15 protein-coding genes and 3 tRNA genes are annotated in these 14,315 nt (G+C 44.6%); 12 read left to right on the top strand and 6 right to left on the bottom strand.

Features of this window, described 5'->3' with window-relative positions; all coding sequences use genetic code 11:
• The first annotated feature begins 101 nt into the window (after nucleotides 1–101).
• Together SPHMEL_RS05440 and SPHMEL_RS05435 are read left to right on the top strand one after the other, a co-directional pair.
• Nucleotides 102–368 carry an H/ACA ribonucleoprotein complex subunit GAR1 gene (locus SPHMEL_RS05440; protein ID WP_042667664.1) on the top strand — a complete coding sequence of 89 codons (267 nt, stop codon included), beginning with the start codon at nucleotides 102–104 and terminating at the stop codon, nucleotides 366–368.
• The gene (locus SPHMEL_RS05435) at nucleotides 365–1,234 is read left to right on the top strand and encodes a transcription initiation factor IIB (protein ID WP_042667663.1); all 870 of its coding nucleotides are present in this window, start codon (nucleotides 365–367) and stop codon (nucleotides 1,232–1,234) included. Before SPHMEL_RS05440 ends, SPHMEL_RS05435 begins: the two co-directional genes overlap by 4 nt.
• On the opposite strand, the gene SPHMEL_RS07060 is transcribed toward SPHMEL_RS05435, so the two are convergent.
• On the bottom strand, nucleotides 1,231–2,484 hold the full coding sequence (locus SPHMEL_RS07060) for a hypothetical protein (RefSeq protein ID WP_156915445.1): 1,254 nt from the start codon (nucleotides 2,482–2,484) through the stop codon (nucleotides 1,231–1,233). The two genes, SPHMEL_RS05435 and SPHMEL_RS07060, sit on opposite strands and share 4 nt — an antisense overlap.
• A gap of 75 nt (nucleotides 2,485–2,559) precedes the next feature.
• On the opposite strand from SPHMEL_RS07060, the gene SPHMEL_RS05425 reads away from it, so the two are divergent.
• Both SPHMEL_RS05425 and SPHMEL_RS05420 read left to right on the top strand, forming a co-directional pair.
• Nucleotides 2,560–2,649, top strand: a tRNA-Val gene (locus tag SPHMEL_RS05425).
• Nucleotides 2,650–2,815: 166 nt separating this feature from the next.
• The gene (locus tag SPHMEL_RS05420; RefSeq protein WP_042667662.1) at nucleotides 2,816–3,160 is read left to right on the top strand and encodes a hypothetical protein; all 345 of its coding nucleotides are present in this window, start codon (nucleotides 2,816–2,818) and stop codon (nucleotides 3,158–3,160) included.
• A gap of 186 nt (nucleotides 3,161–3,346) precedes the next feature.
• On the opposite strand, the gene SPHMEL_RS05415 is transcribed toward SPHMEL_RS05420, so the two are convergent.
• Entirely contained in the window at nucleotides 3,347–3,880 is a 534-nt protein-coding gene (locus tag SPHMEL_RS05415; protein ID WP_042667661.1) for a hypothetical protein, read from the bottom strand.
• Nucleotides 3,881–4,033: 153 nt separating this feature from the next.
• Between SPHMEL_RS05415 and SPHMEL_RS05410 the strand changes: the two genes are divergently transcribed.
• The gene (locus tag SPHMEL_RS05410; protein WP_232216775.1) at nucleotides 4,034–4,723 is read left to right on the top strand and encodes a UBA domain-containing protein; all 690 of its coding nucleotides are present in this window, start codon (nucleotides 4,034–4,036) and stop codon (nucleotides 4,721–4,723) included.
• 213 nt (nucleotides 4,724–4,936) lie between these two features.
• On the opposite strand, the gene SPHMEL_RS05405 is transcribed toward SPHMEL_RS05410, so the two are convergent.
• Nucleotides 4,937–6,082 (bottom strand): pyridoxal-phosphate-dependent aminotransferase family protein, encoded by a 1,146-nt coding sequence (locus SPHMEL_RS05405; protein WP_042667659.1) that lies wholly within the window; start codon nucleotides 6,080–6,082, stop codon nucleotides 4,937–4,939.
• 375 nt (nucleotides 6,083–6,457) lie between these two features.
• Between SPHMEL_RS05405 and SPHMEL_RS05400 the strand changes: the two genes are divergently transcribed.
• Entirely contained in the window at nucleotides 6,458–6,865 is a 408-nt protein-coding gene (locus SPHMEL_RS05400) for a hypothetical protein (RefSeq protein ID WP_042667658.1), read from the top strand.
• On the opposite strand, the gene SPHMEL_RS05395 is transcribed toward SPHMEL_RS05400, so the two are convergent.
• The gene (locus tag SPHMEL_RS05395) at nucleotides 6,837–7,052 is read right to left on the bottom strand and encodes a hypothetical protein (RefSeq protein WP_048058867.1); all 216 of its coding nucleotides are present in this window, start codon (nucleotides 7,050–7,052) and stop codon (nucleotides 6,837–6,839) included. The genes SPHMEL_RS05400 and SPHMEL_RS05395 overlap by 29 nt on opposite strands.
• Nucleotides 7,053–7,137: 85 nt before the next feature.
• On the opposite strand from SPHMEL_RS05395, the gene SPHMEL_RS05390 reads away from it, so the two are divergent.
• The gene (locus tag SPHMEL_RS05390; protein WP_042667656.1) at nucleotides 7,138–8,244 is read left to right on the top strand and encodes a M24 family metallopeptidase; all 1,107 of its coding nucleotides are present in this window, start codon (nucleotides 7,138–7,140) and stop codon (nucleotides 8,242–8,244) included.
• Nucleotides 8,245–8,248: 4 nt separating this feature from the next.
• On the opposite strand, the gene SPHMEL_RS05385 is transcribed toward SPHMEL_RS05390, so the two are convergent.
• Entirely contained in the window at nucleotides 8,249–9,091 is an 843-nt protein-coding gene (locus tag SPHMEL_RS05385; protein WP_042667655.1) for an inositol monophosphatase family protein, read from the bottom strand.
• Nucleotides 9,092–9,179: 88 nt separating this feature from the next.
• On the opposite strand from SPHMEL_RS05385, the gene SPHMEL_RS05380 reads away from it, so the two are divergent.
• From SPHMEL_RS05380 to SPHMEL_RS05370, 3 genes are all read left to right on the top strand, one after another.
• A complete protein-coding gene (locus SPHMEL_RS05380; RefSeq protein ID WP_042667654.1) occupies nucleotides 9,180–10,709 on the top strand; it encodes a hypothetical protein in 1,530 nt (509 codons plus the stop codon).
• Between the two features lie 323 nt (nucleotides 10,710–11,032).
• Nucleotides 11,033–11,106, top strand: a tRNA-Thr gene (locus SPHMEL_RS05375).
• A 104-nt stretch (nucleotides 11,107–11,210) separates the two neighbouring features.
• Nucleotides 11,211–12,065, top strand: coding sequence for a hypothetical protein (locus SPHMEL_RS05370; RefSeq protein ID WP_042667653.1), 855 nt, complete (start codon nucleotides 11,211–11,213; stop codon nucleotides 12,063–12,065).
• Here SPHMEL_RS05370 and SPHMEL_RS05365 read toward each other — a convergent pair.
• Nucleotides 12,063–12,136 (bottom strand) — tRNA-Met (locus SPHMEL_RS05365). The genes SPHMEL_RS05370 and SPHMEL_RS05365 overlap by 3 nt on opposite strands.
• Nucleotides 12,137–12,499: 363 nt before the next feature.
• Here SPHMEL_RS05365 and aspS point away from each other — a divergent pair.
• Nucleotides 12,500–13,762: an aspartate--tRNA(Asn) ligase gene (aspS, locus tag SPHMEL_RS05360; protein WP_042667652.1), complete on the top strand. Its 1,263-nt coding sequence runs from the start codon at nucleotides 12,500–12,502 to the stop codon at nucleotides 13,760–13,762.
• Nucleotides 13,763–13,985: 223 nt separating this feature from the next.
• Nucleotides 13,986–14,306, top strand: a complete 321-nt coding sequence (locus SPHMEL_RS05355; RefSeq protein ID WP_042667651.1) for a PadR family transcriptional regulator — start codon at nucleotides 13,986–13,988, stop codon at nucleotides 14,304–14,306.
• Nucleotides 14,307–14,315: the final 9 nt, after the last annotated feature.

Genomic DNA, 14,315 nt, shown 5'->3' with positions numbered 1-14,315 from the left:
TTACATATTTTTTGAATAATGTAGTGTTTATATGGTATACGCCTTATATATGAACTATGAGTTTAAAGTAATATAGTGATGGTAATACCAGAGTGATACTTATGAATAAGCTTGGTATGGTAGAGATTTCTACCAGGGATGGATTCCTCATTGTAAAACCCTCTACACGGGACGTCTTAAAACTAGTTAATTCCTCAGTATATGATGAGAACAATAGAAGAATAGGCAGGATAGTAGATGTTATCGGTAGGGTTGACGACCCCAGAGTAGTAGTGAAGCTAGAGAGCAAGGATCTGGCCCCCTCCTCCACGATCCTCTACTATTATCTAGCCTCCCAGAGAAAGTATAAAAGGGGTGAGAGACGTTGAAGTGTCCCAACTGTGGCGGCACAAACATAATATTCGATCCAGATTCAAACAGCTATATATGTCAGTCATGCGGCTTCGTGTTTAATGAGAAGCCTATCTATCAGGGTTTCGAGGGCTTCTTGAAGAATAACAATACCCCACGGTACAGTGGCATGTTTACAAACATGGTTCATGACCATGGTGTAGGAGGGACTGAGATATCTGGTTGCTTCATGCAACACCTGAAACAAGGAAGGAGCTGGGTTAGAGTTAACAGTGAGATAAAGGTTGAGAAGAAGGATAGGAAGCTTAAAAAAGCGCTACAGGAGTTAAACGAGTATCTGAAGCTCATTAATCCTCCGCCAGCTGTAAAGGAGACAGCTGCAAAACTTGTCCATGAAGCGGTAAAGGATAAGAATTACAAGGAGAGTACATTGAGAAAGATAATCATAGCAGCTATCTATTTATCGTATAGGATTAATGATACCCCTAAGTCTTTAAAGGTATTTATATCAGAGCTAAACGTCGATGAGAAAGACTTATGGGAGGGAGTGAGGTTAATACGTGAATCTAATAGCAATATAAAGATTTCCAGGGAAAACTTTGATCCGAGGCATTACGTGGGTTATATTATACGCAAGCTGAATGCTCCACCGATCGTTGAGACTATGGCGAACTATATTATATCAGTGACCGAGGAACAGGGATTTATAAGCGGTAAAAGCCCGACGAGCCTGGCAGCCGCAGCAGTATATCTAGCAGGGATTCTCACCAATAATAAGAGGAACCAGGTTGAGGTTGCTGAAACCGTGGGCCTTAGCGATGTAGCTATAAGGAACGCGTATGGCTCAATCATAAAAGACGTTGACATAGAGGTTTTACTTTAAGCACGAACATTAAAGTAGTCTATGGATGTACCAAGCAACTTGGCCGCTGCCACTAGATCATCTATATAGTCCCCTATTATTAAGGCATAGTGATTCCCAATACTCTCTCTAAGGATCTTCTCAGCTCCAAGCAATTTAACGCGGACCTGTGTCCTACACATGTTCTCACTCCACTCATGCCTCTCAATATAGCCTACACCGAGTCTGAGAGTGGAGACCTTGTTGTCAAGCCTGTAAACAGTCACCTTGTCCCCCACTCTATAATCCACGCGTAAGCTGACTCCAAGCCCTGATTCAAAATGCGTCACTAATGTGTAGCCACCTATTATTGGAGACGTGCAGTGTGCGAGCACTATGCTGTCACTTGTGATCTCGGCTATATTAGCCATAAAAACCGGTTTCAACGTAATCCACTCGCCTAGAGCCATCGAGATTAATAGTGGTATGTCTCCCTCACAAGACGCTGGTATAAGCATTGTGTTGAATAGTGCTAGGGCAAGGCAGGACGTCGTCTTTAAACGGGGTATTATATCAAAGCATTTTATTGTGAATCCATCGAGGTTGTAACGGGTGATTAAGGCTTGTAATGCCTTATATAATCTAAGCGCTTTAGCCACTTCTTCACTGGTGACAAGTGTTTCATGGGCTCTTCCAAGTATATCATTTATCTCACTCGCATTCACCACTGCCTCGTTATATGCCTTGATCAATTCCTCGGTATCTATGTATGATAACTGGAGATCCATGAGGGATTTTAAGTATTCACTGCCTACCCTGCTGTAGATAAGCCAATCGCTTATACCTCCTATCACACCCAGCTTAGCTTTCCTCAGCCTACATACCGCCGAGTATATCCTTGACAACCTCTCCACTAATTCCACTAGATGTTCTATGTCCCTGTAACCGGTAACCATTAAGGGTTCTCTCCCTTGTTCTCTATGGTATGCGAGGAACTCTATGGTGGCTGGCAGGCTATTATATTTATTATTGTAGAGCAGGGCAACACTGCGTGAATTATTAGCAATCCCCTGTAATATGTGCTCTGTACCCCCTGTTGCAACTATAATGATACTCAGATCACAGGCAGGATACCTGGCTATATTAGACTCGGTAACTAAGCCTATTAACCGTGGACCACGTATCTTCTCGGCGAGCTGTCTCAGAATCTCCTTAGCCACATTTAATCCAAGCATAGAGGAGGCAATTGAGACGCATACATCGTGTAGACTGCTTTGTGGGATAGAAGACAAGCAATCACCCGGTTCTCCACATTGATAATATATTGTAAAGAATTTTTAACCCCGGTCTATCCATATAATGAGGAAGGGCCCGTCGTCTAGCCTGGTTAGGACGCCGCCCTTACAAGCCCGGTTTGAGAGAGGCGGAGGCCCGGGGTTCAAGTCCCCGCGGGCCCATTCTAACTATATGTTGTTCCAACGGTGATCAGGGGCAACCCCTCATACCCACTGCTTCTACACTTACCACCAAAAACAAGATAGAGAATAAAGAGATTGTAAACCTAGAGGTACTAACAGCAGTAACAGCACAAGGCTACAAAATAGCTGAGGTACCGGCACTATCTTGGCTAGGGGTAGGATAGAGTACGCGGGTAGGAGCACAGCAATAGGAGTTAACAGTATAGAGGCCGTAGACCCGCTTGCGAAAAGCAGGAGGTTGCTCGTAGACGTCGAGGAGAAGGGTGGTTTTAAAATAGTTTTTGCCTCACTAACACGGCTGAGAGGCCCTCTCAGGAGGAGTAGGTTTAAGAGCATGGTTTCAACATCTTTCAACGTATTCTCAACACCCACCTTCCCATACCTTGTGTCAAAATGCTTGCTCCAAAGCAAGGAAATTCCTCGGCCTACTTACAGCAATACACAGGAGCTTCAACGAGACGATAGTATACTCGAAGACAGTATGGGTTAAATACGGTGAGAAGCCCGGGCCGCTCTAGCAGGGTATGTAAAATACGCTTTAAACAAGGTAGACGGATTTGATGCATGCTTACTAGGCGACCTAGGTGAAACGGTGTCTAAGCCTAATGCCCAACATGGGGTAAGCATCTGCTCTCGTAAACCCTCTCCTAGAGTCGTGAAAAGCTCTAAGCGTATCCTATGTCAACGGCTGGAACGGGCTCTCACTGTATAGGCCTTTGATAACCAGCTGGAAAGACCCTGTCCCCTCTGCTTCGCCCCAAGTGATATCCAGGCTCGCCCTATACTCTCCCCCCGATATCCTCACAGGCGTGTCATACCCTGGTATAATAACCATCACTCTGTAGCATGTAGTGTTTACCACGAGTAGGCATGGCATGCTAATGCTTACGCTCGAATTACCCGTCAACGGCTTGTATACAGGCTCGAGCCTGAGGACACCGTTCAATATGATTCTGAAACCCTTATCTAGGATACTGCTGTAGGCTTCAACCTTGAAATAGCCGTCTCCAGGTATTGTCACGGTGCCTAAGTCTATTGTTCTAGAACCGCTGGACGCATTGATCTCGATCTCAATGCTCCTCTCAAATATCGGCCGGGGCACGTTTACAGCGCCTCTGATGTTTACAACGAATATATTGGTTATTGAAGCAAAAGCTATAAAACCCGCTAGTGCTAAGCCTACCGCAACTAGTATAATCCTGTAGAACAAGTTTAAGCCCCCATGATAAAACTTAGGAAACAGCCTTATATAACTCACTAGTATACCCCTCTTATACAAAACTATTAATGTAATATGCTGGGCTACCTTGTCAAGTTTTTAAACCCCTCCTGTAGTAGTGTAATATTGTAATATGTGTTACAGGTGGAAGCCTTGAGCGATGAATACAAGAAACTGGTTGAAGAACTAGTCTACAAGGTGAAAGTCGAAGTAGATTCTCTCGAGGCTAGGGTTAGAGAAGCTATCGAGAAAGGGGATAGGGAGGCAGCTCTAAAATCCCTCAGGGAGGGCGTGGAGAATGTTCTTAGGGAAATAGCCGATTCCACGAAGAAGCTTGAAGAATACGGGGGTAGGGTTGAGAATAGTGTTCTCGAGAAAGCTCTAGAAGACTTTAGAACAGGGCTTAGGCAACAGCTCGAGAGGGTAAGGTCTATTGTTGAGACAGTGTCGGAGAGGTACGGTAGGAGAGCTGTAGAATCCGCTTTAAGCGTCAGCGACACTATCTCTAGGAGCCTCGCCGAGATAGCGTCTACTGCTACAAAGCTCGCGCAAGACCTTGCTGAAAGGGTTGCCGAGGTAGTAGGCAGGATAGCTAGGCTACCCGGGACTACGCTAGTTGTATCTGCGAGGGTTAGGAAGGAGGACATGGAGGTAATAGACAAACTCGTAGAAGCAGGAGTATTCAAGAGCAGGAGCGAGGCTATAGCCTACTTCACTAGGAAAGGTATTGAAGCGAGCAGGGATTGGATTGAGAAAGCCCTTGAGAAAGCAGAGAAGATTAGGGAGCTTGCGAGAGACTTGAGGAAGGATGTCGAAGAATACTTGGAGAAGTAGCCCTAACTAGCCCTGTAGGACATGGTTCGGGTCTGGTGAATACCTGTGATTGCCTGTAGATATTTCTGGCTACCTGCTTCACCCTTCACAGCGGGGGAATACCTTGTATACCCACCCAGAGAATACCGGGAGAAAAGTAAAAGCAATAGTCATCGAGGAAAGCGAGTAGAGACGTCGAGAGAATAAAACGTGTTCAAAAATATTTACAAGAATTCAGAACCTGCTGACGGCTGTAAGTACCTCCTTCAGGTTCCTGAATAAGTCCTCTATATCCTTCTCGGTTATATAGCCCATGTGTCCTATCCTGAAGGTCTCGTCTTTCACCTTACCATATCCTTTAGCTATTTCAATGCCTCTCTTTCTAAGCTCCTCGTATATCACTGGCCCCTTGACTCCGGGGGGATTATATACAACTGTTATTGTAGGGCTATAATAGCCTGGTTCTGCGAAGAGTTTTAAGCCGAGTTCCAGCACACCCCTCCTAATCTTCTCAGCTCTCTCAGCATACATTCTAAGCCATGCTTCTCTCCCACCCATCTTCTCAACTATTCTCAGTGCGACGTTGAGGCCTGCTATTTGTGGAATTGGTGGCGTCGTTGGCGTAGACCACTGTTTCTCAAGGAACTCCTTTATCTCCAGTAGGTCAAAGTATAGTCCTCTCTCGGGTATCTTTTTCGCTTTCTCAAATACTTCCTCGCTTACAGCAGCCATAGCGAGGCCTGGGGGAACACCAAATGCTTTCTGGCTACTGGCGAAGACTAGGTCTATGCCCCATTCGTCCACCCTGATATCAGCTGCACCCATAGCTGAAACAGCGTCAACGAAGAGTAGTTTACCATGTTCCTTCACCACCTTGGCCAGCTCTTTCAACGGGTTTAATACTCCTGTACTGGTTTCATTATATGTTATCGTGACTGCCTCTACATCAGGGTTCTTCTTTAGCGCGTCATCCAGCTCTTCTGGTATGACTGGTTTACCCAGCGGCTTCTCCAATACTATTGGTATCCTGCCATTCCTCTCAACAGCCTCCTTATACCTGTTCCCGAACTCACCTATCACTGTTACAAGCACCTTACCTCTAGGGGTAACAGCGTTTCTCACACTAGCCTCCATGAAGCCTGTACCACTTGATGGTATCAGTAAAACAGTGGCTTTTCTAGCAAGGAGGAAGTCGGCGAGCCTTTTAACGGTATCCTTGTGTAATTCCTGGTATTCCTTACTCCTGTGGCTTAATTGCTGTATCTTCATGGCTTCAAGGACTTCTGGAAAGCATGCAACAGGTCCTGCTGTGAATAGCTTCATGGGTTTAGGCCATAGGATTTTCTCCACTTCCTTAACAACATCCATGTAGCTTGTCATATATTCACACCTATGTGAAAAGGTATTGTCAAAACCTAGTTAAATAGTTTATTCAGGAGTCCCAGTCGCTCCACCTACATCATCAACTCAGTACGTCTCTGCCCGGTCATCCCGGATCCTCGCTATGTGTAAACTCCTTATTTAATCATCGTGACAGCATTCCCCCAAGGAAGACCCTGTTTCTAGAGATGCTTCAATAATATTAAAGACTAATCGTCTACAAGACACCGGGCAATTCGGAGCCTGGTTAAATGAAGCTGAAAGCTTATAAGTTCATTCACCACTATAAGACATTGGTCCCCATGATAGCGGCATCAAGGTAGTTTACCCAGAGTTCCTGTTTAGTCATGGATCAATTTATGGGAGGATACAGCTATGGAGGTATACCTGGAGCTACGTGGAAACCGCTGGATACGTGTAACAGGCAGGTTGAAACAGGTGGTTGTATCTAAGGGTAGGAAGAGCCTTAGATACGTGTTAGTTGGTGAAACAGTTGATAAACCCCCATCTATCAAGGGCTGGCACTCAATGAAGGTACCTGCCGGCGGACTTAACAAGCTTATCCTCAAATTAATTGAGGAGAATACAGGGCACATAGTTGTGTTTGGGAGGAGTGAAGATGGCGAATATGTTGCTAAAACGGAATCAATGGAGGCTCTTGAACTGGTTAGAAAAACTATTAGAGAGGTTCTCGTAGCTAAGGGTAGAACCATGCAAAGGGATTATGGCTTAGGCGAGGAGTCTTTAAAACAGTCTAATGTTGTTGGGAAGGAGGAGGGGTAAAAGTCTTTTTAATACTTATAGCCTCACCGCTGCGTGTTATCTCTATTCTCTCTACCTCTAGCTTGAAGCCGCAGATAGGACACCTATAGTTGAAGTATGCCTTCACTGTACCATCGCTAAGTTTCTCGGACTCCAAGACAAGTATCATTGTATTATTGTCTTTAGGACACTTTACCTCAATGCTCAAGTATATCACCACGCATTCACAATACCTCCATAGTTTATATTTGTTTCAAGCATTAATAACTCATTGATTACTAGGGTTGAATGATATGAGTAGGGAATTAAGGATAGGGAAACTCGTAAGTCTCATGGAGTCCCATGGATTACAGGACATAGTATTGGTCTCCCCTGAAAATATAGAGTATTATACTGGTGTGGAGACAGTGGCTGATGCCACGCTACTGCTACATGCGACCAGAGGTGGAGGTGTAAGTATATATGTCCCGCTCCTCGAATACTATAGATACAGGGATTCACTTCCGGGAGAAGTAGAGGTATATGCCTACTCGAAAACCCTGAAGCCTAGTGATGCAAGGATAGTTGAAAAAGACTACAGGGAGATCCTGAAGGAAATAATCGATAAAAGCAGTAAGATAGGTATTGACAAACAGCTTCAAGACACCCCGATCCAGCAGGAAACCCACAGCGATAGAGTAGTCGATATCTCAGGAGACGTGTGGAAGCATAGAATGATTAAGGACGAGAAGGAAATAGAGGCCATCAGGAAGGCAGTTGATATAACCATAAAGGGGATAAAGACGATCCAGGACAATATATCGGAGGGCGTTACAGAGGCCGAGCTCGCAGGTTTCTTTGAGGAAAGAGTGAGAAGGGAAGGAGTGAAGAAGTACGCGTTCGACCCAATTATAGCATTTAAACCAGGTAATAGCTATCCCCATATTCTACCAGGTAGTAAGAAGCTGGGTAGGAGAGATCTCGTGTTAATTGATGTGGGTGTTAAATACAGGGGTAGATGCAGTGATTTAACGAGGATGATTACATGGGGCAGACCCACCCCTGATGAAAGAAGGAGCCTGGAAGCAGTAGAGGAGGCGCTCTGGGAATCCATTGACAGTATCTACCCAGGCATTAAAGCTGGTGATGTTGCTGAGAAAGCTGTTAAAAAACTTGAGAAATACGGCTTACATGAGAGATTCATACATGGGTTAGGCCATGGAATAGGTATAGCTGTACATGAACCCCCATATCTTAGGCTTGGAGGCTCGACACTGCTTGAGCCAGGGATGGTCTTCACTATTGAGCCGGGCGTGTATTTTAACGGTAGGTATGGCGTGAGAATGGAGGAAGATGTATTGGTGACCAGGAAGGGTGTTAGAGTGCTTTCACACAGGCTTAAACCATTGCTGATGCTATAGTTTTTCAACTAGCGAACCATTTTCTCCTTATTTCATTAATTATTGAATCGTTACTTGGGCCAATTACAAGCCTCCTTACTATCTCCACTTTATCTACCCGTATACTATTCAGCGATGGTTCAACTAGTATGCTACTCCCTAGCTTTACAGCTGCCACTATTGCTAACGCTACATCGGTGTTTCTCAGCCGCCCTGTTAGAGAGATGAAGTAGTCTATTAATCCAAGTGATGCCAGGGTGGACTCGATGGATGCAGAGCCCATTATCCTTAGCTTAAAGCCTTCTCCTTGATTGATGACCATATCCCTTATAATTGAGAACTCCTCTACTCTATTAAAGTAAGCTGATACAATTCTATGTTGTCTTCTATTGATCGATACTCGTTTCTCATAAACCTTATTGTCATACATGATCTTGCTATCTATATACTCTATTTGAATATTGTTGAATACATCAGCTACCACGCCATATATGGCTTCGTGTATTAGTGGAGGCGGGCCAGATCTATTAACCGTATATAGCGTCATAGAAATACTTGCAAATGGTATTTGTGATACATAGTTGAGGCTTCCATCAAGGGGATCGAGTAGTACTATGTAATCAGGGTTTTCTCTCAGCCTATATAATCCCTTCTCCTCGCTGACTACCCATATGTTTAGCCCGGATTTACTGAAGGCGTCGACAGCATATTCCTCCGCCATGAGGTCTATACGCCTCGTTATATCTCCTGAAACCCCCTCCCCAACTACAGTAGCGTACCCTGGGTCCCCGTAGTGCTCACGTAGGAGCGATTTCAGCTCGTCGATGATTTTTTTAGATGTCTTGATCATCTCATCTGATCCATGCATTGCTTTTACCACCTTTGTAATTTTAACCCATCTAGAATCATTATTATTTATTTAGTAAGGTTGGATAATGATTAAATAGGTGTCGCTTTTGTCGCATTATTTAAGAACGCACGACCGGTTGGATGAAGCCAGTGAGATATTTGCAGATCCATTAAATCTGGCGTCATTAATTAGAAAAATCAGTATTGTTGAACCCGAGAGAGAATTACCGTGTAGTGAAGCGGTTGATACACTGGGTAAAATTGGCGAGAGATTCTTTAAGGAAAAGAATGACTTAGTCTACGCTGTCATAAAATATGATCGAAGGAGGAAAACCCTTAGATTCATAGTAGTGGGAAACATAGTGCTCGCCGTAGTGGGTGAGGCCCCAGGAGCCGTTGTGAAAGGCGGTGAAGCATATAGAATGCTTCTCGAGGCTGCATCATATCCTAAAACCACCTGTAGCATTGTAATAGGGAGATTGAGCCAGGATGATCTACCTCCCTTATTAAAGAGCATCCTGGAGTATGCCTTGAAAACCAGGATTACTTTCCCCGATGCATGGATCAATAGGGCGATATATGGATTCAAGGTAACCGGGATACTGGACGAGGATGAATATAGTTTTAAGCTACATGCAGTTGACCCTGAGGGATCCCAGTATATTATTGAAATACCGAAACTGGAGCAGGTAGATAATACGGGGAAACTATTTCTAAACACGATTGATGCATTAAACTACCAGTTCTCCCTAAGATCTATTCAGTACCCAGCCGGCGTCGGGGCAGATGCGTTAAGAAAGCTAGTCGGCTTCGCTAAGTATATGGGCCAATGCGTAGGCTTTATAGCCGGCCAGCACCCCCTCGATGAGAAAACATATCTTGAGCTCCCTCCATGCATTATTAAATCACATAGTGGCGGCGTAAACCTTGAGAGGAAGATCAAGGAATCCCAGTTAAACACTGAGGAAGCACTCTTCGTTCTCCATAGGTTAACCGGGTTGGCTGCCCTCATGAATACGCTTGGCTACGGGTTGAATGCTCTAAGACTTAGAGATGTATGGCTAGTGGAGGACCCGAGTGAGCCACTAGGCTATAGGCCCGTTGTTGAGTATTGCACTAATCTCCAGAGGCTCGACTCTCCTTATAGAGGGTTATACAGGGGGCTTGAAACCATTGATCCCCTTATACTACTCACTAACAGGATTACACCGGCGGGTAATTTATTCATGGCTTCCTCCATGATCCTACAAGCCTTAACGAATAAACCTATCCTACCACATCTCCAGTTAAACAAGCTAATATCACGTATCCTCTTCAATATAGAGACCCCCCTCTTACAAGGCGAGGGATTGGAGGAATACACGAGCAACTCGAAAACCATTATCGAGCAGCTAGCACGAGGAGAGACAAGAATTGAGGAAGCCCTACCTAAGCTATGGGAACCTGTTGACGAATATCTCGCAATGTATCTCGAGTCTCTAAAAGGTAGGATCAATGGAAAAATCCTAGAATACCTAACAAGGGCTCTAAGCATTAACCCTGAGAAACGTGTTCAGAATCCCGTCGACATGTTTAAAATCCTGGAGGAAACCCTTATCGAGGATGGATACTCTGAAATATTAGTATTAAAAACATAGTGGAGTATTTTTCACTGCTTAGACTTTAACATAGGTGTACAATAGCTAGGGGGTTTAGGTCTTATATAGGTTTATATAAGCTTGTTTCATCCCATCGTTTTTGTTCCCCTGTATCCTGCTTGGGCTTGCATACGGCTTAGGGATGTTCGCGGGCACACCGGAGCCCCGTACATCTTGAATTAAGGGATTTAAGGAATAGATTCATGCGATTACATTCTTCAATACAATAAAAGAATTCAATAGTAAACCTATATGGAAACAGAAACAGCATATCGAGGCGGTAAAAAATATAATCCCAGTCCTGGATATTAAACAGTAAGCCTGCCGCCGTAGCTCAGCCTGGTGGAGCGCTGCCCTGGTAAGGCAGAGGTCCCGGGTTCGAATCCCGGCGGCGGCTTACCAACCAATCTCCTTTGGGCTTACACTATCTCCAGCTAGATAGGTTTATGTATTACTGGTTACAGGTATAGTAAACAGGTTCGAACCCATGGTGAGTAAGCTATGCATACTTACCTGGTTTTAAGGCTTAGGAAGAAATGTGCTAGGAATTTCTTAGTATTCCTAGTATTGATTCTACTTGTTTCGACATACGTGCTTGACACCTCGCAGCCTAAGCTGGTGGTTTCAACATATGACTTACTAGTGGATCAAAAATACAGTGATGTATTCTTACTAGTGGATGCAAACGGATACATCACTCCTCCAGGTCCATTCACTGTAAGGCAGAATGAAACAGTAGTTGTTAAACTACTCGTTGGCAACTTATCCCTTCCAATAAGCGAGTTATTGAACACTAATGGGACAGACCTATATGTTATAGATAATCAAACCAGTATATTTTTACCCTGGAAGAGAATAGAGAACCTCACGCTTGTAACGGATATAAGATTAGACCTCGGGATAAAACCCTACTATCCATACCCGCCAGCGTTTATCACGCTACTTGAACCAGGCCACTGGCTAGTGAACTTTCAATCCCCCTACCTATTTAACGTGTCAATCAACCTCTATATTTTACCCGTGGACCCAGTTGTAGAAATACATAATAATGGATGGGGAACGTGTAAAACCTATATAAAGATATATGGAGCGAGTACATTCATCAACACGATAAGCATCCGCGTTGATCCCAGGTCCAGCAGGACCATAAAGATAAATGGGACAGGGCAACCGGTAGTAGTGAATAGCGAGGTTTTATGGGGTCCCATGGTCTTCTCAATAGAGGATGGAAAACTAATTATGAATCTTCAATCATATATAATTCCAATACTCACTCTAGAGACTCTCATCACGGCTATAGTAATGTTCGCTGTATGCAGGAAGAAACAGGGTACTGGAAAAGTTAGGAGGAAGTAGCGGGGGGTGGATTTGAACCACCGACCTCGGGGTTATGAGCCCCGCGGGCTACCAGGCTGCCCTACCCCGCTATGATGCCCCGCTGTTTTCTATGTAATTATAACAAGGGATTATAAGTTTTTACTGTTTGCCATAGTCTAGTTATTAAATCAGTCAGCCGGCGGTATTTCCGCCGGCTGGGAAAAGCTGTAGCCTACCCCCGGATATCCTAGCCAGGCCAAACCCTCGGATATCCTTTAAACCCCGTAGGGTCCTACCCAGCTTTATACACTAGTTAATCTAGTGCATTTATAGCTGGGTTGCCTGGCTTCGGGGCTGGGGGTAATTAGCCGCTAATAAAATATTATTTTAAACCTACTAATAAATTTTTACAGCTAGAAGCCTGCCCTTATAGAGCTGAGAAGGCTGGGGCATGCTTTCACAGGTGAAGTAGAATGGGTTTAAAGAGGATTTGTGGTTGGATTATAAGGAAGAAAAGTATTGGAAGGATAATTATTATTGAGGTAAGTAGCGACAGCGTGAAACCAAGTGTCCTGGTATTAAAGGAGGAAAGGGAGCCTGAATTATTTAAGCTGGGGATGGAAATCGATATCGGCACAGCTCTCTGCTTCGAGGGGGAGGAGGCCCCAGAGCAAAGGAGTGCGAGAGGAGTAGAGTATATAGCTAGGAAGATAGAGGTTTACGCGAAACCCATTGAACCCCTCCCAGTCGACACCATGGGTAAGGTACCGGCTTTACTCGATACGAGGATAAAGTACAGATGGCTCTTAGTGAGAAACCCCGTTGAGAAGGCGATATTCATTATTAGGAATAGCTTACTCAATGCAGCCAGAGAGTATTTCTCCAAGAACGGGTTCATAGAGGTTCAAACCCCGAAGATCGTGGCTGCTGGTGCTGAAGGCGGTGCAACACTGTTTAAGATCCGGTATTTCGAGAACGATGCGTATCTTAGCCAGAGTCCCCAGTTATTTAAACAAATGTTGATGGCTGGCTTCACAAGGGTCTATGAGATAACCCCGTATTTCAGGGCTGAGAAATACAATACGACGAGACACCTGAACGAGTCATGGGGTATAGATGTGGAGCAAGGCTTTATAAATAGCGTCGAGGATGTTCTCCAAACGCTTGAAAACCTGATTACATACATCATAGAGTATGTGTCGAAGAACAATAAAGAGGAGCTGGAAATACTCGGCGCCACGCTTAAGAAACCCTCGTCACCGTTTAAGAGGCTAAAATTCCAGGAGGCAGTCGATATACTTAGAAGCGAAGGACTCGAGATCTCGGAGGCAGAGGACCTAAGCGACTACGCTGAGAAGAAGCTGGGAGAAATAATGACCGAGAAGGGATATGAGCTATACTTTATAGTGGGATTCCCATGGGCTTCAACGGGCTTCTACTACATGAGGGATGAGGACGGGGTCTACACTAGGAAATTCGATCTCGATTACCGCGGGCTGGAGATAGCGAGTGGAGGACAAAGGGAGCATAGGTATGAGAAGCTATTGAAAGCGTTGAGGGAGAAAGGTCTTAACCCGGAGAACTTCAGCTTTTACCTGGAGGCTTTCAAATATGGTATGCCACCACATGGCGGGTTCGGGCTAGGTGTTGAGAGATTATTGATGAGAATGCTCAACCTGGAAAACGTTAGGGAGGCCATATTATTTGTTAGGGATAGAACAAGACTGGTGCCTTAACCTTTTTGACACCATTTCTCCCTAGGTGTTCGCTCTAATTATACTATGTTCATGGTTTCACCTAGGGGGCTCCACCCAGCCCACCAACCCATATAAACCCCTCCTCTAAACACACAAAAAGATTTCAGCTCCTATAGAGCTTAAGTCATGTATCGGCTTTGTGTCCTCTTTGTAGCTAAAGCTTTTTAAACTATATTTATGATCATAAATATAGGTTGAAACCATGAGTACATCGAGAGCATATATCAGGCTCGTTAAAAAGCTCACGGTGGAGAATCTATGGCTCTATATAGTCAAAATACTCATGGAGGAGGGTAGGCCGTTGAGGGCATACGATATAAAGGTTAGGTTGAGGGAGAAATTCAGTATAGATCCTCCCGCTGTAACCGTGTATACTGTCGTATACAGGATGAGCCGGGATGGACTACTATCCCGGAGACAGGAAAACGGCGAAACACTGTACTCTGTAACAGAGAGGGGGATCAATGCATTCAAGAATGCGCTTGTATTGATCGAGGAGATTCTTAGTAAGCTTAAATTATAGGTGGTCGCC

The sequence above is a fragment of the Desulfurococcus amylolyticus Z-533 genome (genome assembly GCF_000513855.1).
Taxonomy (GTDB): domain Archaea; phylum Thermoproteota; class Thermoprotei_A; order Sulfolobales; family Desulfurococcaceae; genus Desulfurococcus; species Desulfurococcus amylolyticus.
Note: the sequence above shows the minus strand (reverse complement) of the source record. Positions and strands in the feature narration are given on the sequence as shown.